Genomic DNA, 24,219 nt, shown 5'->3' with positions numbered 1-24,219 from the left:
ACCGTGCAGTCGCTGAAGAAATACCGGCGCATCACCGTCAAGATCGGTTCGGCGCTTCTGGTCGACCGCACCGCCGGGCTGAAGCGCGACTGGCTGGCGTCGCTGGCCGACGACATCGCCGTGCTGGCTCAAGGCGGCGCGGAAATCCTGGTCGTGTCGTCGGGCGCCATCGCGCTGGGCCGTACCATTCTGGATCTTGGAAAAAGGGCGCTGAAGCTCGAGGAGAGCCAGGCGGCCGCAGCCGTCGGCCAGATCGCGCTGGCCGGCGCCTGGTCGGATGCGCTTGGCAAGGGCGGGTTGAAATCGGGCCAGATCCTGCTCACGCTTGGCGACACCGAGGAGCGCCGCCGCTACCTCAACGCCCGGGCGACGATCTCGACGCTCTTGAAGATGAAGGCGGTGCCGGTCATCAACGAGAACGACACCGTGGCGACCTCCGAGATCCGCTATGGCGACAATGACCGGCTGGCCGCGCGGGTGGCGACGATGATGGGCGCCGACCTTTTGGTGCTGCTCTCGGATATAGACGGTCTCTACACCGCGCCGCCGGCGCGTGACCCGGAGGCCAAATTCGTCGCGGTGGTCGATCGCATCACGCCTGAGATCGAAGCGATGGCGGGTGCCGCGGCTTCCGAACTGTCGCGCGGCGGCATGCGCACGAAGCTCGACGCCGGCAAGATCGCCACTGCGGCCGGCACGGCCATGATCATTACCGCCGGCACGCGGCTTTCGCCGCTGATGGCGATCGAGCGCGGCGAGCGCGCCACCTTCTTCCGGCCGAGCGCCAACCCGGTGAAAGGCTACAAGAGCTGGATCGCCGGCCAGCTCGAACCGGCGGGAAGGCTCACCGTCGATGCCGGCGCCGTCGGGGCGCTGACATCGGGCAAGTCGCTGCTGCCGGCCGGTGTCAAGCTGGTCAGCGGCAATTTCTCGCGCGGCGATACGGTGGCGATCCTGTCGCCCGAGGGTCGCGAGATCGCCCGCGGGCTGGTTGCCTATGATGCCGCGGATGCCGTAAGGATCGCAGGCCTGAAGACAACCGAAATCGAGACCGTGCTCGGCTACGAGGCGCGTTCGGCGATGATCCACCGCGACGACCTTGTGGTCAGCCTCGCGGGCGACCAAGTAACGAGCGGAGGATGAGCCATGCTGAAGCTGCATGAAAAATCCCGGAACGATACAGTGGCGACGATGGCCGACCTCGGCCGCCGTGCCCGCGCCGCCGCACGACCGCTGGCCATCGCTACGACAGCCGCCAAGAACGCGGCACTTGCCGCCATGGCGGAGGCGATCATCGCCCGCGAGCGAGCCATACTTGACGCCAATGCCATCGACATCGCGAACGGGCATGAAGCCGGCCTGTCGGCGTCCTCCATGGACCGGCTGAAGCTCAATCCAGCCCGCATCCGCGCCATGGCCGACGGCATTCGCGAAATTGCCGAACTCGGCGATCCCGTCGGCGACGTGATCGCCAGTTGGGAGCGGCCGAATGGCCTCAGGATCGAACGCGTGCGCACACCGCTAGGCGTCATCGGCGTCATCTATGAGAGCCGGCCGAACGTCACGGCGGATGCCGGCGCGCTCTGCCTCAAGGCCGGCAACCCGGTGATCCTGCGCGGCGGCTCGGATTCGCTGAACTCGTCGTCGGTGATCCACGCCTGCCTGGTCGACGGCTTGAAGGCAGCCGGCCTGCCTCAGGACGCCATCCAGCTTGTGCCGACCGCCGACCGCGCCGCCGTTGGCGAAATGCTGAAGGGCCTCGGCGGCAATCTCGACGTCATCATCCCGCGCGGCGGCAAGAGCCTGGTCGAGCGGGTGCAGACCGAGGCGCGGGTGCCGGTCTTCGCGCATCTCGAAGGCATCTGCCATCTCTATATCGACCGCTCGGCCAAGCTCGACATGGCGGTCGGCATCGCCGTCAACGCCAAGATGCGGCGCACCGGCGTCTGCGGCGCTGCCGAAACGCTGCTGGTCGACCGTGCGGTTGCCTCCACCCACCTGATGCCGATCCTCGACGCCTTGCGCGCCGCCGGCTGCGAGATCCATGCCGATGCCGAGGTGCTGAAGCTGTTCTTCGACGCCAAGCCGGCGACCGATGCCGACTGGGTCACCGAATATCTGGACGCCGTCATCGCGGTGAAGCTGGTCGACGGTGTCGACGGCGCGATCGAGCATATCGAGACTTTCTCCTCGCATCACACCGAGGCGATCGTCGCCGAGGATGCGCAGGCGGTGGAACGGTTCTTCAACGAGATCGACTCGGCGATCCTGCTGCACAACGCCTCAACGCAGTTCGCCGATGGCGGCGAGTTCGGCATGGGCGCCGAGATCGGCATCGCCACCGGCAAGATGCACGCGCGCGGACCGGTTGGCGTCGAGCAGCTGACCTCGTTCAAATACCGCGTGCGCGGCTCGGGACAGGTGAGGCCTTGACGCTTTTCGTCCAAAGGGCCTGAAGCTTGCGCCCAGCCACCCCCCTCTGTCCTGCCGGACATCTCCCCCGCAAGGGGGGAGATTGGCTGACATTTTTGGTTTCGCCGATCTTCAATGCTCCAAGATTTGTGCCTTCACCGAAGCTGCTAATCTCCCCCCTTGCGGGGGAGATGTCCGGCAGGACAGAGGGGGGTGCCTAGCGAATGCTTTCCCTGCTTGAGCAACCTATCCCGTCCAGCTACCTCAAAATGCCGCATGCCGGCAAAGGCCTTGCCGTCGGCCTGTTCGGCGGCTCGTTCAATCCGCCGCATGCCGGCCACGCGCTGGTCGCCGAGATCGCGCTCAGGCGGCTGGCGCTCGATCAGTTGTGGTGGATGGTCACACCAGGCAATCCGCTGAAGAACACGCACGAGCTGGCGCCGCTGGCCGAACGGCTACGCCTGTCCGAAAAGATCGCCAAGAACCCGAAGATCAAGGTCACCGCCTTCGAAGCGGCGCATCATGTGCGCTACACCGCCGACGCGCTGGCGCTGGTCAAGGCGCGCAATCCCGGCGTCGACTTCGTCTGGATCATGGGCGCCGACAGCTTGCGCGATTTCCACCGCTGGCAGCGCTGGCGCGAAATCGTCATGACCTTCCCGATCGCGGTCATCGACCGTCCGGGCGCGACGCTGTCGTTCCTGTCGTCGGTCGTGGCCAAGACCTTCGACTATGCCCGCATCGACGAAGGCGATGCGCCAAGGCTCGCCCGCATGAAGGCGCCCGCGTGGACCTTCATCCACGGCCCGCGCTCGTCGCTGTCGTCGACGGCTATCCGCGAGCAGGCGAAGGGCTGATCGGTACGCACAGCGCCCTTTCTTCGCAAGGAGGAAGGCAAGTCCGGCAATGTCGCTTTTGCGGCGGCTTTTCGTCATCGAATGGGTGATCTTGCGCTGATATGACCACTTTCGTGAAAAACCAAACCGAAGCGGAACCGAGGCACGGCGACACGCCCACGCCGCTGATCGCGATTGCCAGCGTCGTGGTGTCGATGGCGCTGATCGCCATCGGCAACGGGCTGATGTTCGCCTACATCCCCGTCCGGCTCGGCGTGGAAGGCTTCGATCCGACCTGGGCCGGTCTGATCGTCACCGGCCTGTCGGCGGGTGGTCTCGCCGGCTGCATCCTGACCGGACCGCTGGTGCGCAGGGTTGGCCATGCCCGTGCCTTCATGGTGCTGTCGGCGCTGATCGCGCTGTCGAATGCCGCAATCGGCGCCGGGCCGCACCCCCTGTTGTGGATCGCGGCGCGCGCGCTCTACGGCTTTGCAATATGCGGGCTTTTCATCGTCGCGCAGAGCTGGCTCAACGATGCCGTCGCCAACGCCATACGCGGCAGGGTAATGGCCGTCTTCTACGTCGCCTATGTCGGCGGGCTCGGCATCGGCTATGCGACGCTGGCGCTGGTCGACATCAGGACGGCGGATGCATCGCTGATCGGCATAGCCTTCACCGCGCTATCCATCCTGCCCGTCGGGATGACCCGGCTGGCCCAGCCGCCGGCGCCTCAGGCGGCATCGGTGGCGCTGCGCCGGGCCTGGCGGATTTCGCCGGTCGGCGTCGCCGGCATGCTGGCGGTCGGCGGCCTGTCCATGTCGATTTCCGGTTTTGCGCCGATCCACGCCACCGCGAAGGGGTACAGCCAGGCCGACGTGGCGCTGCTGCTTTCGGTGATGCCGCTCGGCACGCTGATCCTGCAGGTTCCGCTCGGCTGGATTTCCGACCGCACCGATCGCCGCTATGTGCTGGTCGCGGCATCCGCGATCGCCGCGGCGGCAGGGATGTTTGCGCTCGGCTTCGACGGCGGCACGCTGGCGGTGCTGCTGGTGATCTATGTGATGTGGGACGGCGCCTCGGAATCGATCTACTCGTTGGCCAGTGCCCACGCCGCCGACCGCGCCGGCAAGGACGACATGGTAGCGCTGTCGAGTTCGCTGTTGTTTGCCTGGTCGCTGTCCGGCTTCATCGTGCCGGGCATCGTGACCGCGCTGTCAGCCGTCTTCGGCACGCAGGCCTTCATCTATGTAACAGTGGTCATCGCCTGCGTCTTCTGCCTGTTCGTGCTTTTGCGCGTGTTCACCGCGCGGCCGGTGCCGGCAACCGAAACCGGCAGCTTCGCGCCGATGACGGCGCAAGCGCCATTGCCGGTGGAACTCGCCTTCGCGCCGGACGAACAGCACCGGCACAGGGGCGATTGACTATTGCCGGCGGGTTTCCGGCGCCGGGACCTGCGGTGGCGGCAGCGGGATCGATATGCGTTCGCGGTCGAACTCCTGCTTGGCCCGCTTGGTGAGGTCGGCCTGGGCGGCGAAGAAATCCGCCGATGATGTCCAGTAGCGCAAGGTGATCGAGACGGTGCTTTCGCCCAATGCCGCGACAAAGGCGGTCGGCGCCGGCTCACGCTTGACGCGGCGCTCGGCGGCGGCGATCGCAAGCAGCGTCTTCTGGGCGCGGTCGATGTCGTTCCAGGAGCCGATCGAGAGGGTGATGTCGCCGCGCCGCACGCCGTTGCGCGAAAAATTGCGCACCGGCTGGTTCCACAGCGTCGAGTTGGGCGCCAGGATGTAGACGCCTTCGGCGCTCCGGAGCTTGGTGGCGAAAAGGCCGATTTCCTCGATCGAGCCGGCAATGGACCCGACTTCGACGGATTCGCCGATGCGGAACGGCCGCAATGCCAAAAGCATGATCCCGGCGGCAATGTTCTGCAGCGTGCCTTGCAGCGCCAGGCCGATGGCCAGGCCGATGGCGCCGATCGCGGCGATGATCGAGGCCGTCTGCACGCCGAACTGGCCGAGCACCATGATGACGACCAGGACGAGGATGGCATAGCGGACGATCTTGGAAAAGAAGTGCCGCAGCGTCTGGTCAAAGCCATGGATGTGGCCCAGGCCGGCAAAAATCGAACGCTCGGCAAAGCCGGCGACGATGTAGCCGACAACCAGAAGGATGACGGCGCCGACCGCCGAAAGGGAATAGGAGACAATGAGCGCGCTGAGCTGAGAGAGCCCCGCCTGCACGGTCAGGAGGGCATTTTGCGGGTCGATCGGCATAATGGGATTCCGGTTGATCAATCAGCCGATAACCCCTGCGGAACGCCTGGGTTCCGATCTTTTGCGTGTCGCGCGGAACAAGCGGAGCCTCAATGAGTTCGCATGGAAGCGGGGCTCCGTCTTGAAACTGCAACGGAACTCTGCCTATCTAAGCGGTGTCACCCGCTTTCAGGGGTGATTTGGTTGTTCTTGCTGCGAAAGGAAATACACTGAGAACAGCACTGCGGAAGAAGGCCGACATCGTGCCTTCGCCGGCCGGGATCAGCGTAAACGACGCCGTGTCCCGCGCCATCAAGACAGTCCTTGCCAGTCTGGAAGACTCCAAGGCCGAAAACATCGTCTCAATCGACATTCAGGGAAAATCGAGCCTCGGCGACTACATGGTCGTCGCGTCGGGTCGATCGCACCGTCATGTCTCGGCTGTTGCCGATCATCTCCTCAAGGCGTTGAAGGATGCCGGCCTCGGCACGGCGCGCGTCGAGGGGCTGTCCGGCGCCGACTGGGTCCTGATCGATTCAGGCGACATCATCGTCCATGTCTTCCGCCCCGAAGTCCGCGAATTCTACAATCTCGAAAAGATGTGGCAGGCGCCGGACCTCGAGGAAGAGACCTTGCACTGAGCCGGTTGGTTGGATGCGTGCCGTGGTTCCAGGCCCAATGACGATTTGCGGGCGACACGCATCGGCGGCCCTCTGAGGCGAGGATGAAGATTACCGTTCATGCCGTGGGCCGGATGAAAAGCGGCCCCGAGAGAGAACTCGCCGACCGCTATTTCGAGCGTTTCTCCAAGAGCGGCCCGGCTGTCGGCCTCGAATTCTCCGGCATCGCCGAGATCGCCGAAGGCCGCGCCCAGAACGCCGATGAACGCCGGCGCGATGAAGGCGCGAGGCTGCAGGCGCAGTTGCAGCCCGGCTCGGCGCTGATCCTGCTCGACGAGCGCGGCAAGAACCTGTCCTCGGAAGATTTCGCCGGCCGCATCGGCCAGTTGCGCGACGCCGGCCGCAAGGCGCTGGCGCTGGCCATAGGCGGCGCCGACGGCCATGATCCGTCGTTGCGCGCCCAGGCTGAGCTGGTGATGTCTTTCGGTGCGCTGACATGGCCGCACCAATTGGTGCGGGTGATGCTGGCAGAGCAGCTCTACAGGGTCTCGACGATCCTGTCCGGCCACCCCTATCACAGAGCCTGAAGGTCGCATCGCACCGAATTCCGCCCCAATGCCGCGCAAGATCACGGCTTCGGCCCGGCTTTCCCTATTTTGCTCACCGGTGTGCGAAACCGCTGCATAGTTTGGGCGATGCGCATTAATATGGTTGATGGTTCGTTAACGAAGCCGCAGATAGAGTCCGTCCCGCATGGCTGAAGGCTGGAAATCGACGACGGGCTCATCGACAGCGGGCTCCTGGCGCACGCGCTGCGGCATCGCGGCGGCGGTGGTCATCCTGTCGCTCAATGCCGCGTGGGCCGAGAACACGCTCGACACGGCCCCCGATCCGGACCAGAGCCGCGCCGAATACGAACAGATCTCCAAGGAGATAAGCCTGTCGTCCGAGCGGCTGGCCAAGCTGGCCGCCGACATCGCCGCAGTCAAGAAGGACCACGCCTCGATCACCGCCGCGCTGATCCAGTCGGCAATGACCGAGCAAAAGCTTGGGCAGGACATCGAGGACATCGGCGCCAAGCTGGAGGGGCTGAAGACCCAGCAGCAGAAGATCCGCGCCTCGCTGATGGCGCGGCGCGACGTGCTGGCGGAGGTGCTGGGCGCATTGCAGCGCATGGGGCTGAACCCGCCGCCGGCGATCCTGGTCAAGCCGGAGGACGCGCTGTCGTCGGTGCGCAGCGCCATCTTGCTTGGCGCCGTGGTGCCTGAATTGCGCCAGCAGACCGACAGGCTCCTGGCCGACCTCAAGGAGCAGACACGAGTGACGGCCTCGATCGAGGCCGAGCGGGCACGGCTGACGGCGGCAGTCGGCGAGCAGACTGCGGAAAAGAAGCGGCTCGGCATGCTGCTGGAAGCCAAGCAGAAGCTCGAAGCCGACACGCAGGCGCAGTTGTCGGCCGAGCGACAGCATTCCGAGGCGCTCGCGGCCAAGGCCAGCAGCCTGAAGGAATTGATCGCCTCGCTCGAAGCCCAGGCCGAACGCAACCGCAAGGCCGCGGATGCCGCAAAGGCCGCGGAGGCCGGCCAAGCCGGTGGCGACAAGGCGGGCGGCGACAAGGCGGGCAGGGATAAGGCGGGCAGGGATAAGGCGGGCAGGGATAAGGCGGGCGGCGATATGACGGCGTCGCTGCCGGTTCCCGAGGCCAACCGGCTTGCCGCTGCGGCACCCTTCTCGGCGCTGCAAGGACAGATCGCGCTGCCGGTCATCGGCCGCATCAAACGCCGGTTCGGCGCCGAAGACGGTAACGGCGCGGTGATGCTTGGGGACATGGTTGCGACACAATCGGGCGCCATCGTCACCGCACCGGCGGATGGGAATGTGCTTTATGCGGGGCCGTTTCGCTCCTACGGTCAACTCTTGATCCTGAATGCCGGCGACGGTTATCATGTCGTCTTGGCGGGGATGAGCAGAATCAGCGTCGCAACCGGCCAATCAGTGCTCGCAGGAGAGCCGGTCGGTGCGATGGGAGAGGCCCGGGTGGCAAGCACCTCGGCTTCGAAGAATGGAAATGCCACGCCGGAGCTCTATGTCGAGTTCCGCAAGGATGGAAAACCCGTCGATCCGGCCCCATGGTGGGCGGACCGTTTTTCTGGAAGGACGTGAAATGATGCGGAAACTGTCGCTTCTGTTTGCCGGTGCGCTGATGGGCGCGTCCGCCATGAGCCTGGTCTATGGCGCGCCCGGCTCGGCAGCGAACGCTGCGGGGTCGGAGACCTACAAGCAACTGGCGATCTTCGGCGATATCTTCGAGCGCGTGCGGGCGCAGTATGTGACGCCCCCCGACGACAAATCGCTGGTCGAGAACGCCATCAACGGCATGCTTGCCTCGCTCGACCCGCACTCCTCGTACATGAACGCCGAGCAGGCGCAGGACATGCGCGTGCAGACCAAGGGTGAGTTCGGCGGCCTCGGCATCGAGGTCACCATGGAGAACGATCTGGTCAAGGTGATCACGCCGATCGACGATACGCCGGCCGCCAAGGCGGGCGTGCTGGCAGGCGATTACATCGCCAAGATCGATGGCGAGGAGGTTCGCGGCCTGACCCTGAACGACGCGGTCGACAAGATGCGCGGCCTGGTCAACACGCCGATCAAGCTCACCATCCTGCGCCAGGGCGCCGACAAGCCGATCGAGCTGACGGTGGTGCGCGACATCATCAAGGTCAAGGCGGTCAAGTTCCGGGTCGAGAACGACATCGGCTACATGAAGATCACCTCCTTCACCGAAAAGACCTATGACGACCTCGAGAATGCCATCGACACCATCAAGAAGCAGGTGCCGAACGACAAGCTCAAGGGCTATGTGCTCGATCTGCGCCTCAATCCCGGCGGTCTGCTCGATCAGGCGGTAAGCGTATCGGACGCCTTCCTCAACCGTGGCGAGATCGTTTCGACGCGCGGCCGCGATCCCAAGGACGTTACCCGCTTCGACGCCAAGTCCAAGCAGGTCGACGATATCGGCGGCAAGCCGCTGATCGTGCTGGTCAATGGCGGATCGGCGAGCGCGTCCGAAATCGTCGCTGGCGCGCTGCAGGACCTACGCCGCGCCACGGTGGTCGGAACGCAGTCCTTCGGCAAGGGTTCGGTGCAGACCATCATCCCGCTTGGCGAGAACGGCGCGCTCAGGCTGACGACGGCGCTCTATTACACGCCGTCCGGCAAGTCGATCCAGGGCAAGGGCATCACGCCCGACATCAAGGTCGACCAGCCGCTGCCGCCGGAACTGCAGGGCAGGGACCTGACGCGCGGCGAATCCGACCTCAAGGGCCACATCAAGGGTGCCGACGAGAGCTCGACCGGTTCGGGCTCGGCAGCCTATGTGCCGCCGGATCCGAAGAACGACCTCCAGCTCATCTATGCCGAGCAGCTTCTGCGCGGCCAGAAGACCGATCCGTCCTTCCCGCCCAATCCGCAGAAGGCTGTCCTCAACCAGTAACAGGTGGCGGCCAACAACGGGTCTGGCCGCCCGATGGAAGCAATGCGATGCTGCCGGGACCGAAAGGTTCCGGCAGTTTGATTCGGGGGTAACGCGAATCCCTCGATACAGGGCGCCAGGGGTGCGCCGGCATGAAGAATTCGCGCATGTCTCTTCGAAAGGTTCCATGTTCGAAGCCATGCGGACGGGGACAGGGCTTGGCTGATATCGGCAAGGACATCGAACGACCGCTCGGACTGACTGTCCGTCCGCCGCGCGCCGCCGGCAAGGTCAGCGTGGGTGCGCTCGTGGCTGCGTTCGTCGTGCTGGCCGTTGTCGGCGTCTCCGGCGCGATCGCGCTCAGGGACAAGCCGTTTCGCAAGCCGCAGGAAGTCGCGGTTTCGACGCCGAAAGTGGTGCCGGAGCCGACCGCTGCGCCGTCCGCTCTAGCGCCGGTCACGACGCCAAAGGCGGAAATGCCGGCCAAGGCTGGAGGCCCGCAGATCATCCATGTGCAGACAGAGGAAGGCGATGGTCCGCCCAAGGCGGCAATCGTCATCCGCGATCCGTCGACCATCGGCCAAAACCTGAAGATCGCGCATATTCCCGACAGGGCGCTGATCGAGGCCAGCGATGCCGGCCCCTTGCCGGTGCGCGCCGCAGACGGCCGGCGGCCCTTCGATGTCTATGCGCGGCCGTGGTCAGGCGCGCGCGGCGCCCGCGTGGCGATCGTCATCGGCGGGCTCGCGGTCTCACAGACCGGCACCCAGGCGGCCATCGCCAAGCTGCCGGCGGAAGTGACGCTGGCGTTCGCGCCGCAAGGCAACAGCATCGGCCGCTGGATGCAGGCCGCCCGGCAGAGCGGCCACGAGATCGTCATGCAGGTGCCGCTCGAACCGTTCGACTATCCCAATGTCAACCCCGGTCGCAACACGCTGACGGTGGCGGCGAGCGCGGAAGAGAACCTGAAGAACCTGCGCTGGGCACTGTCGCGGACGACGAACTATACCGGTGTCATGAACTATATGGGCGCGCGGTTCTCCGCTGACCCGGCGGCAATGGAGCCCTTCATGGCCGAGCTCGGCAAGCGCGGGCTCGCCTATATCGACGACGGCTCGTCGGCGCGCAGCCTGGCGCCGGATCTGGCGCTGAAGGACGGCGTGCCCTTCGTCGCCGGCGATACGGCGATCGACGCCGTGCAGGATCGCGGCGCCATCCTGAAGAAACTGGACAGCCTGGAGGCGACCGCCCGTGCCAAGGGCACCGCGGTCGGCATCGGCTCCGCTTTCGACCTGACGGTCGACACGGTGTCGTCATGGGTGGCCGAGGCCAAGAAACGCGGCATCGAGATCGTGCCGATTTCAGCGGTGGCGATCGATCCGCAAAAGGGTTAGCCACCGGGAAACAGCTTGAAAGACTGAATGATGCCGAAGACGAAGAAGGTCGACCGCGAGACGCTGCCCTACCGTCCCTGTGTCGGGCTGATGATCCTCAACGCCGAGGGCCTGGTCTGGGTCGGCCATCGCATCGCCGAGCCGGACAGCGAATTCGCCGGCACCACGCAGCTCTGGCAGATGCCGCAAGGCGGCATCGACAAGGGCGAGGAGCCCCTGCAGGCGGCGGAGCGGGAGCTCTATGAGGAGACCGGCATGCGCAGCGTCTCGCTGCTCGCCGAGGCGCCGGACTGGATCAACTATGATCTGCCGGACAACCTGGTCGGCGTCGCCTTCAAGGGGCGCTATCGGGGTCAGACGCAGCGATGGTTCGCTTTCCGCTTCCATGGCGATACCAGCGAGATCCAGATCAATCCGCCGCCCGGCGGCCACACCGCCGAATTCGACAAATGGTCGTGGCGGCCGATGCAGGAGCTGCCCGACCTGATCGTGCCGTTCAAGCGCAAGGTCTATGAAGACGTGGTGACGGCGTTCCGTCACCTTGTGCCATAGCCGGACGGGCCGCGGCCGCGGTTCAAACGCCAGCGGTTGCCGCGCCGGTTCGACCGTCTTATTGATGTCCATCCGCCACAAGAAGGGCCGCCATGCACGACGCCCCCAAAAGATCGCTGCCCGAGGAAGCCGACGCCACAAGCGAGGCTGCTGCCGGGGCCATCCTCACCATCGACCTTGGCGCGATCCGCGAAAATTACCGGCGGCTGAAGGCACGGCTGGGCGGCGTGCGCTGCGCGGGCGTGGTCAAGGCCGACGGCTACGGTCTCGGCGCCGCGCAAGTGGCATCGGCGCTGATGAAGGAAGGTTGCGACATCTTCTTCGTCGCGCTGCTGTCCGAAGGCATCGCGCTGCGCAAGGCGGTGGGGGCCGGACCGGACATCTACGTGCTGAACGGGCTGCCGCCGGGTTCCGAGCCGGAAGCGGTGGCGGCTGGCTTGTGCGCTGTCATCAACAGTGGCGCACAGTTGCAAGCCTGGCGCGCAGCGGCACACCGCGCCGGGCGCCGGCTCCCGGCTGCCGTCCAGGTCGACAGCGGCATGTCGCGGCTTGGGATGGCGCCAGCCGAGGTCGAGGCGGTGGCCGGGGATGTCGGCGCTTTCGATGGCATCGACGTCAGATATGTGATGAGCCACCTGGCCTGCGCCGATGAACCGCGCCACCCGGCCAATGAACAGCAGAGGCTGGCATTCGCGCGGTTGCGTGCCATGCTACCCGTGGCGCCGGCCTCGCTCGCCAACTCCTCCGGCATCTTTCTAGGCCCGCTTTATCATTGCGATCTCGCCCGGCCCGGTGCCGCCCTCTACGGCATCAACCCGACGCCTGGCGAAGCCAACCCGATGCTGCCCGTGGTCGGGCTGCAGGCCAAGGTGGCGCAGACGCGCAGTGTCCAAAAGGGCACTGGCGTCGGCTATGGCCACAGCTACCATGCGCAGGGCCCGCTCAGCCTGGCGACGATTTCATTCGGCTATGCGGACGGCTGGCTGCGCCGCTCCGCTTCGGCCGCATGGTTCGAGGCGGTGCGCCTGCCTTTCGTCGGGCGCGTGTCGATGGACTCGATCATTCTCGACATTTCCGCCTTGCCGCCCGGCCGGCTCGGAGAGGGCGACCTGGTGGAGTTGCTAGGGCCCTCACAGAGCGTCGACGATGCTGCCGACCATGCCGGCACCATCGGGTATGAAATCCTGGCCAGCCTCGGAACGCGTTTTCACCGGCGCTATCTGGGCGGTTGAGTGGTTTGGCCGCGCTTGACAAGCGGGCGCCATTCGGCAAGCTTTGGCACATGAGCAAGCTCGCTTATAGCAAAACCTTCTTCAGGGTCTGCCCGATCGCGGGATCGTAGCCCCGGCGCGGCCGCCTTCCGGCGTCCGTCCGTACCGGGGCATCCATACATCCACAATCGCCATCAAGCCGAACAGCCCTTCGCGGCTGCCGGCCTTTCATCACGCCGCCGCCAGCGCGCCGGCAGGCGCGCATCCGCTCGATGCGCCGGTCCATGAGGTTTGCCATGCAACACGCGAAAGAACTGCGTCCAAACAGCCATCTTCTGATCAGCGACGCCGACCATGACAGGCTGACGGGCCTGGCCAGGGCTTTGCTCGATCGCGCGCCCGAGATGGCCGAGGAGCTGCTTTCGGAAATGGACAGGGCCGTCGTCACGAACGCGGCGGCGATGCCGGCCGGTGTGGTGCGAATGGGTTCGACGGTGATCGTGCGCGGCGAAAGCGGCGACGCCCAGCGCATCATGCTGGTCTACCCGGGTGAGGCCGACATAGCCGAGAACCGCATTTCGGTGCTGACGCCGATGGGAACCGCGCTTATTGGCGTCAGCGTTGGGCAGTCGGTTTGCTGGAACGGTCGTGGCGGTCGGGAACTGTCGGTAACCGTCGAGGCCGTCGATGCGCCGGCTTCCGGCCCGCGACGAGCTTGATGGCGGAGGCGGTGATGACGAGCACGAATTGCTGCCTGACGACGAAGGACTTCGCCGTCCTCGAAGTCATGCTGGAGCGCCGGCGGGCGTTCGCGGATCCGATCGTGCGCATGCTCGAACACAAGCTTTCACGCGCCGATGTCGTGCCGATCGATTCGGTCGGCCCCGACATCGTTACGCTGAACAGCAGGGTGGTGTTCGGCGTCGATGCCGGTCCCGCCGAGACGCGAACCCTGGTGCAGCACGAGGTGCGCGGGCCGGTCGGCTCGAGCCTGTCGGTCGCAACGAGGCGCGGGCTCTGCATGCTTGGCATGGCGCAAGGCCAGACGGCAACGGTCGAACACGCCGACGGCAGGCGGGAGTCGATCCTGATCAAGGCCGTGCTTTACCAGCCGGAAGCTGCCCGGCGCACGGTCAGGCAGAAAGACCAGGCTGACGCGCGGCGACCGCACGGGCCCAGGCTCGTCTACAGTGCCGCAGCCGATTGGCGGCCTCTTGGCGAGACGGCCGGAATGCGGCAGACAGAAGAAGACGACCCCGGTCCCTCGGCGGCGTGAATGGGCAACGGCGCGTGGTCTCGAAGATCGACATCGATTTTCGCTCGGGATCATGCGCAAATCAAAAATACGGCCGCGTCCACGGGCGTCCTGAGGACGCTCGGCGCGGCAAGGAGTGAATGAATGAAAATCATGGTGCTGGGCAGTGGCGTGATCGGGGTGACCACGGCCTATTATCTCGCCGAGGCTGGCCACGAGGTGACCGTGATCGACCGCCAGAAAGGGCCGGGACTGGAAACCAGCTTCGCCAATGCCGGCGAGATTTCGCCCGGCTATGCCTCGCCTTGGGCCGGGCCCGGTATCCCCCTCAAGGCGATCAAATGGCTGCTGATGAAGCATGGTCCGCTGGTGGTGCGGCCGGCCTTCGATCCACATATGTGGACGTGGCTGGTCAAAATGCTGCGCAACTGCACCGCCGAACGCTACGCGGTCAACAAATCGCGCATGGTGCCGCTGGCCGAATACAGCCGCGACACGCTGAAGGCGCTGCGCGAGGCAACCGGCATAGCCTATGACGAGCGGACGCAGGGCACGCTGCAGCTGTTTCGCACGCAAAAGCAGCTCGACGGCACATCAGGCGATGTCGAGGTGCTGAAGAGATATGGCGTGCCCTACGAAATTCTCGACCAGGACGGCTGCATCGCGGCGGAACCGGCTCTGGCCGCGGTGCGCGAAAAATTCGTCGGCGGCCTGAGGCTGCCGGGCGACGAGACCGGTGACTGCAAGATGTTCACCGACAGGCTGGCCGAGCTTTGCGTGGCACGCGGGGTCAAGTTCGAATACGACACGACGATATGGCGCGTCATCCGCAGCCGCAACCGCGTCAACAATATGAGCACCAGCAAGGGCTGGCTGACCGCCGACGCCTATGTGATGGCGCTGGGCAGTTATTCGTCGGACTTCATGCGCCGGATGAAGCGGCCGATCCCGGTCTATCCGGTCAAGGGCTATTCGATCACGGTGCCGATCAAGGATGCCGCCGCCGCGCCGGTGTCGACGGTGATGGACGAAACCTACAAGGTCGCGATCACGAGGCTCGGCGACCGCATCCGCGTCGGCGGCACGGCCGAGATTTCCGGGTTCGACCTCCGGCTGCACGAATCGCGACGGCGCACGCTCGAACACTCGGTCGGCGACCTGTTCCCGGGAGCCGGCGCCATGCGGGAGGCGACGTTCTGGTGCGGCCTGCGGCCGATGACGCCGGACGGGCCGCCGCTGATCGGGCGCACGGAGCTTTCCAATCTCTACCTCAACACCGGCCATGGAACGCTCGGCTGGACCATGGCTTGCGGCTCGGCCAAGGTGCTGGCCGACATCATCTCGAACAAAGTGCCCGATATCGACGCCCGCGCGCTGGCGCAGGAGCGCTATCTGAAATAGACGCCGCCCGCTCGCCATCGGCGGGCGCGGCCGGGGGATATCGCGTCAGAACGCCTGTTTCACCCAGCCCTCGTAGAACAGCAGCCGGTAAGCCCACCGGATGGTCACTTCGGTGGCGACCGATTGGAATGGGCGAGATACTCGTCATCTGGCGAAGAAGGCGGGGTCGAGCACCATCATGCCGTTCTCCGTGTCGTGGAAGAAGCTGCGATGGCCGACATGCGTCAGACGAAAAGATTTCTCTCCCGCTCCACCGCCTTTGTAATGAAGGAGGCAACGATCTGGACGCGGCGCAGCGGCCTGACCGATTCGTGATAGACCAGCCAGTAGGCACGGCGGATGGGAGCCACCACGTCGACGGCCACCAGTTCCGGCATCGAGCGGGCGACGAAAGTGTGCAGGATGCCGATGCCGGCGCCCGACCGCACCGCTTCGGCCTGCCCGAGCGCGGAGGAAATGGCGAAGCTGGTGCGCCAGTCCGCGCTGAATTCGGCGGCGTAGTCGAGCGATGGGCTGACGATGAGGTCCGGCACATAGCCGATCAATGTGTGCCGTCCCAGCTCGGCAGCGGTCTGGGGCAGGCCGTGGGCTTCAGCATAGGCACGCGAGGCAAACAGGCCGAGCGAGTAGTCGACCAGCTTGCCCGCTACCAGCCGGCCCTCGGTCGGCCGCTCGACGGTGATGGCAATGTCGGCCTCGCGGCGAGACAGGGAGAAGGAGCGCGGCACCGGTACGAGCTGAATCGTCAATTCACGGTGCAGCGCGGTCAGTGCGCCGAGGCGCCGGGCGAGGAACGCGACGCCAAACCCGTCCGGCGCGCCGATCCGCACCGTGCCCGAAACGTCGTCGCCTTCGCCTGATATTGTCGAGCGGGCGGCGATCATGTCGCCCTCCATGCGCTCGGCAATGTCGAGGAAGCGCTCGCCGGCGGGCGTCAGCTCGCTGCCGGTGGTCAGCCGGCGAAAGAGTTTCGTGCGCAGCGCGTCTTCAAGTGCGGCGATGCGGCGCGAGACGGTGGCGTGATTGAGTTCCAGGCGCCTCGCCGCGCCAAGGATTTGCCCGGCGCGCGCCACGGCGAGAAAGATGCGGACGTCATCCCAGTTCATGGGGATGGTCCGGATGACAATTTTCAATGTCGCGTTCTGTGGTGAAGGAACTCAACCTGCCAATCCTTGGGCGTCGTCTTCGTGATCCTTCCCATTTGCGAGAATTGATGCTCTCCCGTCAACCGTTGTCTATTTTCCGCACAACGGTTGCGTTCTCCCTCGCGTTGCCATCGGCGTGCCAAAGGCGGACAATGCACCATCACAAACCCAGGGAGAGACATCATGATCGAATACGGTCATTTCATCGGCGGCAAGCGTGTCGCCGGCACCAGCGGTCGCAAGCAGGACGTGATGCAGCCGATGGACGGCTCTGTGCGCGGCACGGTGGCGCTGGCCTCGCAGGCGGAACTGCGCGCGGCGGTCGAGAACGCCAAGGCGGCGCAGCCGAAATGGGCCGCGACCAACCCGCAGCGCCGCGTGCGCGTCCTTATGAAGTTCCTTGAACTGGTCGCCCGCGACTATGACGAACTGGCCGACATCCTGGCGCGCGAGCACGGCAAGACGATCGCCGATGCCAGGGGCGACATCCAGCGCGGCCTCGAAGTGGTCGAGGTCTGCATCGGCGCGCCGCACATGATGAAGGGTGAATTCACCGACGGTGCCGGCCCCGGCATCGACGTCTATTCGATGCGCCAGCCGCTCGGCGTCGTCGCCGGCATCACGCCGTTCAACTTTCCGGCGATGATCCCGCTGTGGAAGATCGCGCCGGCGATCGCCTGCGGCAACGCCTTCATCCTGAAGCCTTCCGAGCGCGACCCGGGCGTGCCGATCCGCATCGCCGAGCTGTTCATCGAGGCGGGCCTGCCTGCCGGTATCCTCAACGTCGTCAACGGCGACAAGGAAGTCGTCGACGCCATCCTTGACGACCCCGATATCAAGGCTATCGGCTTCGTCGGCTCGACGCCGATCGCTCATTACATCTATTCGCGCGGCACTGCGTCGGGAAAACGCGTGCAGTGCTTCGGCGGCGCCAAGAACCACATGATCATCATGCCCGACGCCGACATGGACCAGACCGTCGATGCACTGATCGGCGCGGGCTACGGATCGGCCGGCGAGCGCTGCATGGCGATCTCGGTGGCGGTCCCTGTCGGCAACGACACCGCCAACCGGCTGATGGAAAAACTGGTGCCGCGCGTCGAAAGCCTGAAGGTCGGCCCCTCGACGGATTCCGCCGCCGATTTTGGCCCGCTGGTCACCGCTCAGGCGCTGGAGCGGGTGAAGGGCTATGTCGATATCGGCGTCAAGGAAGGCGCCAAGCTGGTCGTCGACGGTCGCGGCTTCAAGATGCAGGGCTACGAGAACGGCTACTATATGGGCGGCTGCCTGTTCGACAACGTCACGTCGGACATGCGCATCTACAAGGAAGAGATCTTCGGGCCGGTGCTGTCGGTGGTGCGCGCGCCGACCTACGAGAACGCCATCAAGCTCGCCAATGACCACGAGATGGGCAATGGCGTCGCCATCTACACGCGCGACGGCGACGCCGCGCGAGACTTTGCTTCCAGGGTGCAGGTCGGCATGGTCGGCGTCAACGTGCCGATCCCGGTGCCGATCGCCTACTACACGTTCGGTGGCTGGAAGGCGTCGTCCTTCGGCGATCTCAACCAGCACGGTCCGGACGCGTTCCGCTTCTACACCAAGACCAAGACGGTCACCTCGCGCTGGCCGTCCGGCATCAAGGACGGGGCCGATTTCGTCATCCCGACGATGAACTAGCCGGACGCTTGTCCGATAGCGCGTCCTCGCCTTCGGCTGCGGGCGCGCGGGCCGGCATTAAGGACGGGGCCGAGTTCGTCATCCCGACGATGAACTAGCCGGACGCTTGTCCGCTTGCGCGTCCTTCGGCTGCGGCCGCGCGGGCCGGCAGGACCACCCAAAAATCTACGGCCCGAGTCCCCTGGCTCGAGCCGTTTATTTTGCAAACGCTAATGTGATGGAACCGGCGAGGGCGCCAGGACTTAGAGCTACGATCCTGCCCTGGAGGAGGCATGGCAGGCAACCAGAGCGCCGACGGCTGACCGTTAGCATCGCATCGTCGGGCGCAAGGAGGTGTCCGATGGCACAACGTCTTATGTCCATGCTGCTATGCGCCGCGGCGGCGCTATCGATAGGGCCGGCGAATGCAGCCGGCCAATGTGCGGCACGCGCCGACATCGTCAAGGCGCTCGGCGAGAATTTCCACGAAAGCGAGGCCGGGCGTGGTCTGATCAATCCCAACGTGGTGCTTGAGGTGTTCGTTTCCGAACAGGGCAGTTGGACCGTCCTCGCCTCCGACACCAAGGGCCAGAGTTGCATCCTGTCCGTCGGCGAGGGCTGGGACAGCCCGACGATCAAGGCGGCCTTGCCAGGAGCCTGAGCCTCATCGCGTCGAAGCGGTTCAGGCGACGCGTAGTCTTGGGGGTGCACTGTCCTGAACCGAGGTCGGTGTCGGTCGGTATGCTTCAACGTGTGGCGGCCGCCTCGGCATGGGCGCGCAGCAATGCCATCAGCCGCTTGGCATCCTTCGCGGCGGCTTCCTCGTCACCGTCGACAATCGAGCGGATCAGCGCGACGTGATGTTCGGCCGATTCCGCCAGGCCGGTATCGGCCTTGTAGCGGAACCAGAAGCGGCGGCTATGGGTCTGCAGCGGGGCAGCCAGCCTGGCCGCGAACGGGTTGTCGGCAGCCCGCGCCAGCGCCTCGTCCAGCGTCTTGTCGGCCTGGATGAAGGCAAGCACGTTGCCGGAGATGACAGCCTTCTGCATGGCAAGCGCGGCATCGTGGAAGAGGTCGGCTGCGTCGCGGGTGACGAAGCGCGCCGCGGAGCGGGCCAGCACCACCTCGACGCCGCGGCGCGCGTCGAGGACGCGCAGCCAGTCGCCGGGGTGCAGCGGCGCGATGGCGATGCCTGCGCGCGGCCGCACGTCGAGCAGTCCTTCCCAGGCCAGCCTCTGGATCGCCTCGCGCACCGGCGTACGGCCGAGCGCCAGCTTCTCGATCAGGCCGCCTTCAGTGACGAAACTCGCCGGCGCCAGTTCGAGCGTGACAATCATATGCTCGAGCATGCGGTAGGCCTTGGTCGCAGCCGGCTCGAACGCAGCGCTCATTTGCATGGATATCAAAGGCAGTCTCCTGATATATTTTGCATATATCATAGGAGAATCCGTGTTGACAGCGGCTTTCTTAATAGATATACGGCTGATATATCAGAGGAGCGATGACCATGTGGACCGGAGTTTTCCCAGCCGTCACGACTAAATTCACCACGGACGACCGCCTCGACCATGCCGAGATGGAGCGCTGCTTCGGCTTGCAGATGGAGGCCGGCTGCGACGGCATCATCGTCTGCGGATCGCTCGGCGAAGGGCCGATGCTGTCCCATGACGAAAAGATTGAAGTGCTGAAAACCGCGCAGAAGGTGGCTGGCAAGAAACCGGTGCTGCTGACGGTGAACGAGGCCGGGACACGCGAGGCCGCCAGCATCGCCCGCCGCGCCGCCAAGGAAGGCGCCAACGGCCTGATGGTGGTGCCCAGCCCGATCTACCATACCAATGCGGAAGAGACGGTGGCGGCGCTGCGCGCCGTCGCGGAGGCCGGCGACTTGCCGGTCATGATCTATTCCAACCGGCTCGCCTACCGCGTGGATGTCACCGTCGACCAGATGGAGGAGCTGGCGTCGGACGAGCGCTTCGTCGCCATCAAGGAATCCTCCGACGACATCAGGCGCTCGACCGAGATCATCAATCGCCTGGGCAGCCGCTACGACCTGTTTACCGGCGTCGACAATCTCGCTTTCGAGGCGCTGTCGGTGGGCGCCATCGGCTGGGTGGCCGGTCTCGTCACCGCCTTCCCGCGCGAGACGGTGGCGATCTACCAGCTGATGCAGCGGGGCCGCCGCGAAGAGGCGCTCGCCATCTATCGCTGGTTCCGGCCGCTGCTTGATCTCGACGTCTCGACCTATCTGGTGCAGAACATCAAGCTTGCCGAGGTGTTCGCCATTCAAACCAACGACCGCGTCCGCATGCCGCGCCAGCCGCTGTCGGGCGAGCGCCGCAAGGCGGTCGAGAAGATCGTCAAGGACGCACTGGCGGTGCGGCCGACACTACCGGCGTTCTGAGGCTTTCTTCCGAGAGGCGGCGCCCAGGTGACAGGAAGTTCCAAATCGATGGAAGCGCGGCGGCGCCCCGCCCTGCGGGCGTCTTCTCCCCGTGAACAGGGAGAAGAAATAGATATCGCCATCGTCGGCGGCGGCATCATCGGCATCTGCGCGGCGGCGTTTCTTGCCGAGGCGGGGCGAAACGTCACGGTCTACGACCGCACCGGCATCTGCGAGGAGACGAGCTCCGGCAATGCCGCCGCCTTCGCCTTTTCCGACGTGCTGCCACTGGCGCACAAGGGCATGCTCCGGCAATTGCCGAAATGGCTGGCCGATCCGCTCGGCCCGCTCGCCATCCCGCCCGCCTACCTGCCGAAGCTGCTGCCCTGGCTGATCCGCTTCTGGCGTGCCGGCTCGGCGAAGCACTACGAGGCTGGCCTGGTGGCGCAGGCCGCAATGATGGCGCTCGCCGAGGCCGAATGGATGGGCCTGCTCGACCGCTCCGGCACGAGGCGGATGCTGCGCGAGGATGGCTCGCTCGAACTCTACGAAAGCGGGGCCGAATTCCAGGCCTCGCTGTCCGGCTGGGCGGCGCGCCAGCGCTTCGGCATCGGCTTCCGCCATGTCGGCGGCGAGGAGCTGGCGGAGCTGCAGCCCGGCCTGTCGCCGCGCTTCGGCAAAGGCACGTTCGTGCCGGGCTGGAAGACAATCGCCGATCCAAAACTGCTCGGCAAGGCGATCTGGGACTATGCGCAATCCAAGGGCGCGCGGTTCGAGAAGGCCCGCATCGCCGGCGTCGCCGCGGACGGGAACGGCGCGACGTTGACGCTGGCCGACGGCACGACGCGGCAAGCCCGGCACCTGGTCGTCACCGCCGGCGCCTGGTCGCATCTGCTGGCGCGGCAGCTCGGCGATCGCATTCCGCTCGAAACCGAGCGCGGCTACAACACGACGTTGCCAAAGGCCGCCTTCGAGGTGAAGCGGATGCTGATCTTCTCCGGCCAAGGCTTCGTCATCACGCCGCTCGACACGGGCCTGCGCATCGGCGGCGCGGTTGAGCTCGGCGGCATCGAGCGGCCGCCCAACTACGCGCGCTCGAAGGCGCTGCTGCGCAAGGCGCAAGACTTCCTGCCGGGCCTCGATCCTTCGGGCGGACGCGAATGGATGGGGTTTCGTCCCTCGCTGCCGGATTCATTGCCTGTCGTCGGCCGCGCATCGGGAAGCCGGCCGGTGGTCTACGCTTTCGGCCACGGCCATCTTGGCCTGACTCAGGCTGCTGCGACGGGACGGTTGATCCGCGAGCTTGTCCTGGGGCAGACTCCGCCGATCGACGTGGCCCCCTTCAGTCCACAACGGTTTTGATTTTCGAGGAGCGTCATGGCCAGGAAATCCTTCTTCTGCATCGACGGCCACACCTGCGGCAACCCGGTGCGACTGGTCGCCGGCGGCGGCCCGCTGCTCCAGGGTTCGACGATGATGGAGCGGCGCGCGCATTTCCTGGCCGAATATGACTGGATCCGCACCGGCCTGATGTTCGAGCCGCGCGGCCACGATGTCATGTCCGGCTCGATCCTCTACCCGCCGACGCGCGAGGATTGCGACATCGCCATCCTGTTCATCGAGACCTCGGGCTGCCTGCCAATGTGCGGCCACGGCACCATCGGCACGGTGACGATGGCCATCGAGCACGGGCTGATCAAGCCGAAGACGCCCGGCGTGCTCAGGCTCGACACACCGGCCGGCCTGGTCATCGCCGAATACAAACAGGTCGGCGAATATGTCGAGGAGGTGCGCATCACCAACGTGCCCTCCTTCCTCCATGCCGAGGGGTTGACGGTCGAATGCCCCGGGCTCGGCGAGATCGTCGTCGACGTCGCCTATGGCGGCAATTTCTACGCCATCGTCGAGCCGCAGAAAAACTATCGCGACATGGCAGACCATTCGGCGGGCGACCTCATCGCCTGGAGCCCGGTGGTGCGGCAGCGGCTCAACGAGAAATACTCTTTCGTGCATCCGGAGAATCCGGGCATCAACCGGCTGTCGCACATGCTGTGGACCGGCGAGCCGACGGTGGCGGGTGCGGACGCGCGCAACGCGGTCTTCTACGGCGACAAGGCGATCGACCGCTCACCGTGCGGCACGGGCACCTCGGCGCGCATGGCGCAGCTCCATGCCAAGGGCAAGCTCAAGGCCGGCGATGCGTTCGTCCATGAATCGATCATCGGCTCGCTGTTCAAGGGCAAGGTTGAAAAAGACGTCACGGTCGCAGGCAAGCCGGCGATCATTCCCTCGATCGGCGGCTGGGCGCGCATGACCGGGCTCAACACGATCTTCATCGATGACCGCGATCCGTTCGCGCACGGCTTCGTCGTCAAATAGGCGATTCATCACGCTGCGGAAGGTCGGGAAGGACAAAAAGGATTGCTGTCACGAGCGCAACGAATCGTCTCATCAACTTATTTTGACGGCGATTTCTTCGAAATGGAGCGCATGATGACGCTTAATCGTCAAAGACATTGCGTTATGCCAATGATAGGGTCCGCGATAGTCCAGGGGGCGGGTGCGAAAAAACGGGCAATCGAACGGCGTGCAGTCGGAAACACGCATGACGATCAAAAAATGACGTTGCAATCCCGTCTCGAAACCTTACGACTAGGGGAAATACGAAAAGGAATGCGTCTGCATGGGCGACATTCCAGGGGAGCCATGTACACATGCAGTATTTTGTCCAGCAGCTTATCAATGGGCTGACGCTGGGATCGATCTATGGGCTGATCGCGATCGGCTACACGATGGTCTACGGCATCATCGGCATGATCAACTTTGCTCATGGCGATATCTTCATGGTGGGCGCTTTCACGGCGCTGATCGTTTTCCTCATCCTGGGCGCCCTGTTCTATTCGGTTCCCGTGGTCATCGCGCTGTTGGTGATGATGATCGTGGCGATGCTGCTGACCAGCCTCTACAACTGGACGATCGAGAAGGTGGCCTACCGGCCGCTGCGCGGCTCGTTCCGGCTGGCGCCGCTGATCACCGCCATCGGCATGTCGATCGCGCTGTCGAATTTCGTGCAGGTGACGCAAGGCCCGCGCAACAAGCCGATCCCGCCGATGGTGTCGAAGGTCTACAACATCGAAGGCATCAGCGTGTCGCTGAAGCAGATCATCATCGTCGTCGTCACCGCGTTGCTCTTGGTGTTGTTCTGGTACCTGGTCAACAAGACCTCGCTTGGCCGGGCGCAGCGCGCCTGCGAGCAGGACCGCAAGATGGCGGCGCTGCTCGGCATCGATGTCGACCGCACCATCTCGATCACCTTCATCATGGGCGCGGCACTTGCCGCCGTCGCCGGCACGCTGTTCCTGATGTATTACGGCGTCATCGCCTTCTCGGACGGTTTCGTGCCCGGCGTGAAGGCATTCACCGCAGCGGTGCTGGGCGGCATCGGTTCGTTGCCGGGCGCGGTGCTGGGCGGTCTTTTGATCGGCTTCATCGAGAGCATGTGGTCGGCCTATTTCTCGATCGACTACAAGGATGTCGCCGCCTTCTCGATCCTGGCCATCGTGCTGATCTTCCTGCCTTCCGGCATTCTCGGCCGGCCAGAAGTCGAAAAGGTCTGAGATCATGGCC

At 65.1% G+C, this 24,219-nt stretch carries 23 protein-coding genes; 20 read left to right on the top strand and 3 right to left on the bottom strand.

What is annotated here, in order from left to right; all coding sequences use genetic code 11:
• Positions 1-3 precede the first annotated feature (3 nt).
• From proB to LB541_RS06820, 4 genes are all read left to right on the top strand, one after another.
• The gene (gene proB / locus LB541_RS06835) at positions 4-1,143 is read left to right on the top strand and encodes a glutamate 5-kinase (RefSeq protein ID WP_140517608.1); all 1,140 of its coding nucleotides are present in this window, start codon (positions 4-6) and stop codon (positions 1,141-1,143) included.
• A gap of 3 nt (positions 1,144-1,146) precedes the next feature.
• Positions 1,147-2,433 carry a glutamate-5-semialdehyde dehydrogenase gene (locus LB541_RS06830; protein ID WP_224618083.1) on the top strand — a complete coding sequence of 429 codons (1,287 nt, stop codon included), beginning with the start codon at positions 1,147-1,149 and terminating at the stop codon, positions 2,431-2,433.
• A gap of 248 nt (positions 2,434-2,681) precedes the next feature.
• Positions 2,682-3,269: a nicotinate-nucleotide adenylyltransferase gene (locus tag LB541_RS06825; RefSeq protein ID WP_140493506.1), complete on the top strand. Its 588-nt coding sequence runs from the start codon at positions 2,682-2,684 to the stop codon at positions 3,267-3,269.
• Between the two features lie 101 nt (positions 3,270-3,370).
• Entirely contained in the window at positions 3,371-4,669 is a 1,299-nt protein-coding gene (locus LB541_RS06820) for an MFS transporter (protein ID WP_224618082.1), read from the top strand.
• Here the strand turns inward: LB541_RS06820 and LB541_RS06815 are convergent, their stop codons facing one another.
• Positions 4,670-5,521, bottom strand: a complete 852-nt coding sequence (locus LB541_RS06815; protein ID WP_140525015.1) for a mechanosensitive ion channel family protein — start codon at positions 5,519-5,521, stop codon at positions 4,670-4,672.
• 242 nt (positions 5,522-5,763) lie between these two features.
• Between LB541_RS06815 and rsfS the strand changes: the two genes are divergently transcribed.
• The 10 genes from rsfS to LB541_RS06765 all read left to right on the top strand — a co-directional run bounded on the left by rsfS (position 5,764) and on the right by LB541_RS06765 (position 15,408).
• Entirely contained in the window at positions 5,764-6,141 is a 378-nt protein-coding gene (gene rsfS / locus LB541_RS06810) for a ribosome silencing factor (RefSeq protein WP_135902362.1), read from the top strand.
• An 83-nt stretch (positions 6,142-6,224) separates the two neighbouring features.
• Complete coding sequence (gene rlmH / locus LB541_RS06805; RefSeq protein WP_140525017.1) at positions 6,225-6,707, top strand: 23S rRNA (pseudouridine(1915)-N(3))-methyltransferase RlmH; 483 nt, start codon at positions 6,225-6,227, stop codon at positions 6,705-6,707.
• A gap of 166 nt (positions 6,708-6,873) precedes the next feature.
• A complete protein-coding gene (locus tag LB541_RS06800; RefSeq protein WP_224618081.1) occupies positions 6,874-8,283 on the top strand; it encodes a murein hydrolase activator EnvC family protein in 1,410 nt (469 codons plus the stop codon).
• A 1-nt stretch (position 8,284) separates the two neighbouring features.
• Entirely contained in the window at positions 8,285-9,616 is a 1,332-nt protein-coding gene (locus tag LB541_RS06795) for a S41 family peptidase (RefSeq protein ID WP_181165202.1), read from the top strand.
• Between the two features lie 197 nt (positions 9,617-9,813).
• On the top strand, positions 9,814-10,989 hold the full coding sequence (locus LB541_RS06790) for a divergent polysaccharide deacetylase family protein (protein WP_224618080.1): 1,176 nt from the start codon (positions 9,814-9,816) through the stop codon (positions 10,987-10,989).
• 30 nt (positions 10,990-11,019) lie between these two features.
• The gene (locus LB541_RS06785) at positions 11,020-11,541 is read left to right on the top strand and encodes an RNA pyrophosphohydrolase (RefSeq protein WP_140517610.1); all 522 of its coding nucleotides are present in this window, start codon (positions 11,020-11,022) and stop codon (positions 11,539-11,541) included.
• Positions 11,542-11,633: 92 nt separating this feature from the next.
• Complete coding sequence (gene alr / locus LB541_RS06780) at positions 11,634-12,773, top strand: alanine racemase (protein ID WP_140880342.1); 1,140 nt, start codon at positions 11,634-11,636, stop codon at positions 12,771-12,773.
• 275 nt (positions 12,774-13,048) lie between these two features.
• The gene (gene rnk, locus LB541_RS06775; protein WP_140880343.1) at positions 13,049-13,471 is read left to right on the top strand and encodes a nucleoside diphosphate kinase regulator; all 423 of its coding nucleotides are present in this window, start codon (positions 13,049-13,051) and stop codon (positions 13,469-13,471) included.
• A gap of 14 nt (positions 13,472-13,485) precedes the next feature.
• Positions 13,486-14,028 (top strand): nucleoside-diphosphate kinase, encoded by a 543-nt coding sequence (locus LB541_RS06770; RefSeq protein ID WP_140880344.1) that lies wholly within the window; start codon positions 13,486-13,488, stop codon positions 14,026-14,028.
• A gap of 123 nt (positions 14,029-14,151) precedes the next feature.
• Entirely contained in the window at positions 14,152-15,408 is a 1,257-nt protein-coding gene (locus LB541_RS06765) for a D-amino acid dehydrogenase (RefSeq protein WP_140493047.1), read from the top strand.
• 224 nt (positions 15,409-15,632) lie between these two features.
• Here LB541_RS06765 and LB541_RS06760 read toward each other — a convergent pair whose 3' ends face one another.
• Positions 15,633-16,514: a LysR family transcriptional regulator gene (locus tag LB541_RS06760; RefSeq protein ID WP_140517524.1), complete on the bottom strand. Its 882-nt coding sequence runs from the start codon at positions 16,512-16,514 to the stop codon at positions 15,633-15,635.
• Between the two features lie 222 nt (positions 16,515-16,736).
• Between LB541_RS06760 and LB541_RS06755 the strand changes: the two genes are divergently transcribed.
• Both LB541_RS06755 and LB541_RS06750 read left to right on the top strand, forming a co-directional pair.
• Positions 16,737-18,233, top strand: a complete 1,497-nt coding sequence (locus LB541_RS06755) for a CoA-acylating methylmalonate-semialdehyde dehydrogenase (RefSeq protein WP_140493051.1) — start codon at positions 16,737-16,739, stop codon at positions 18,231-18,233.
• Between the two features lie 340 nt (positions 18,234-18,573).
• Positions 18,574-18,873 (top strand): hypothetical protein, encoded by a 300-nt coding sequence (locus tag LB541_RS06750; RefSeq protein ID WP_140517526.1) that lies wholly within the window; start codon positions 18,574-18,576, stop codon positions 18,871-18,873.
• 85 nt (positions 18,874-18,958) lie between these two features.
• On the opposite strand, the gene LB541_RS06745 is transcribed toward LB541_RS06750, so the two are convergent.
• Positions 18,959-19,603 (bottom strand): GntR family transcriptional regulator, encoded by a 645-nt coding sequence (locus LB541_RS06745; RefSeq protein ID WP_224518934.1) that lies wholly within the window; start codon positions 19,601-19,603, stop codon positions 18,959-18,961.
• A gap of 116 nt (positions 19,604-19,719) precedes the next feature.
• Here LB541_RS06745 and LB541_RS06740 point away from each other — a divergent pair, with 116 nt between their 5' ends.
• From LB541_RS06740 to LB541_RS06725, 4 genes are all read left to right on the top strand, one after another.
• Positions 19,720-20,613, top strand: a complete 894-nt coding sequence (locus LB541_RS06740) for a dihydrodipicolinate synthase family protein (RefSeq protein ID WP_140517527.1) — start codon at positions 19,720-19,722, stop codon at positions 20,611-20,613.
• Positions 20,614-20,661: 48 nt separating this feature from the next.
• A complete protein-coding gene (locus LB541_RS06735; protein WP_181181923.1) occupies positions 20,662-21,954 on the top strand; it encodes an NAD(P)/FAD-dependent oxidoreductase in 1,293 nt (430 codons plus the stop codon).
• A 15-nt stretch (positions 21,955-21,969) separates the two neighbouring features.
• Positions 21,970-22,971 carry a 4-hydroxyproline epimerase gene (locus LB541_RS06730; protein WP_140525023.1) on the top strand — a complete coding sequence of 334 codons (1,002 nt, stop codon included), beginning with the start codon at positions 21,970-21,972 and terminating at the stop codon, positions 22,969-22,971.
• 335 nt (positions 22,972-23,306) lie between these two features.
• Positions 23,307-24,209: a branched-chain amino acid ABC transporter permease gene (locus LB541_RS06725; protein WP_140493067.1), complete on the top strand. Its 903-nt coding sequence runs from the start codon at positions 23,307-23,309 to the stop codon at positions 24,207-24,209.
• The last annotated feature ends 10 nt before the right edge of the window (positions 24,210-24,219 follow it).

Origin of the sequence: Mesorhizobium sp. BR1-1-15 (assembly GCF_020165475.1) — a bacterium.
Classification (GTDB): Bacteria; Pseudomonadota; Alphaproteobacteria; order Rhizobiales; family Rhizobiaceae; genus Mesorhizobium.
The sequence above is the reverse complement of the archived record's forward strand: the minus strand, read 5'-3'. Positions and strand labels throughout refer to the sequence as shown.

Bases quoted from the DNA above. Each gene is read 5' to 3' on its own strand.
- LB541_RS06830 (WP_224618083.1), top strand. From the start codon at position 1,147: ATGCTGAAGCTGCATGAAAAATCCCGGAACGATACAGTGGCGACGATG.
- LB541_RS06825 (WP_140493506.1), top strand. From the start codon at position 2,682: ATGCCGCATGCCGGCAAAGGCCTTGCCGTCGGCCTGTTCGGCGGCTCG.
- LB541_RS06820 (WP_224618082.1), top strand. From the start codon at position 3,371: ATGACCACTTTCGTGAAAAACCAAACCGAAGCGGAACCGAGGCACGGC.
- LB541_RS06815 (WP_140525015.1), bottom strand. From the start codon at position 5,521: ATGCCGATCGACCCGCAAAATGCCCTCCTGACCGTGCAGGCGGGGCTC.
- rlmH (WP_140525017.1), top strand. From the start codon at position 6,225: ATGAAGATTACCGTTCATGCCGTGGGCCGGATGAAAAGCGGCCCCGAG.
- LB541_RS06800 (WP_224618081.1), top strand. From the start codon at position 6,874: ATGGCTGAAGGCTGGAAATCGACGACGGGCTCATCGACAGCGGGCTCC.
- LB541_RS06795 (WP_181165202.1), top strand. From the start codon at position 8,285: ATGATGCGGAAACTGTCGCTTCTGTTTGCCGGTGCGCTGATGGGCGCG.
- LB541_RS06785 (WP_140517610.1), top strand. From the start codon at position 11,020: ATGCCGAAGACGAAGAAGGTCGACCGCGAGACGCTGCCCTACCGTCCC.
- alr (WP_140880342.1), top strand. From the start codon at position 11,634: ATGCACGACGCCCCCAAAAGATCGCTGCCCGAGGAAGCCGACGCCACA.
- rnk (WP_140880343.1), top strand. From the start codon at position 13,049: ATGCAACACGCGAAAGAACTGCGTCCAAACAGCCATCTTCTGATCAGC.
- LB541_RS06770 (WP_140880344.1), top strand. From the start codon at position 13,486: ATGACGAGCACGAATTGCTGCCTGACGACGAAGGACTTCGCCGTCCTC.
- LB541_RS06765 (WP_140493047.1), top strand. From the start codon at position 14,152: ATGAAAATCATGGTGCTGGGCAGTGGCGTGATCGGGGTGACCACGGCC.
- LB541_RS06760 (WP_140517524.1), bottom strand. From the start codon at position 16,514: ATGAACTGGGATGACGTCCGCATCTTTCTCGCCGTGGCGCGCGCCGGG.
- LB541_RS06755 (WP_140493051.1), top strand. From the start codon at position 16,737: ATGATCGAATACGGTCATTTCATCGGCGGCAAGCGTGTCGCCGGCACC.
- LB541_RS06750 (WP_140517526.1), top strand. From the start codon at position 18,574: ATGGCACAACGTCTTATGTCCATGCTGCTATGCGCCGCGGCGGCGCTA.
- LB541_RS06745 (WP_224518934.1), bottom strand. From the start codon at position 19,603: ATGAGCGCTGCGTTCGAGCCGGCTGCGACCAAGGCCTACCGCATGCTC.
- LB541_RS06740 (WP_140517527.1), top strand. From the start codon at position 19,720: ATGTGGACCGGAGTTTTCCCAGCCGTCACGACTAAATTCACCACGGAC.
- LB541_RS06735 (WP_181181923.1), top strand. From the start codon at position 20,662: ATGGAAGCGCGGCGGCGCCCCGCCCTGCGGGCGTCTTCTCCCCGTGAA.
- LB541_RS06730 (WP_140525023.1), top strand. From the start codon at position 21,970: ATGGCCAGGAAATCCTTCTTCTGCATCGACGGCCACACCTGCGGCAAC.
- LB541_RS06725 (WP_140493067.1), top strand. From the start codon at position 23,307: ATGCAGTATTTTGTCCAGCAGCTTATCAATGGGCTGACGCTGGGATCG.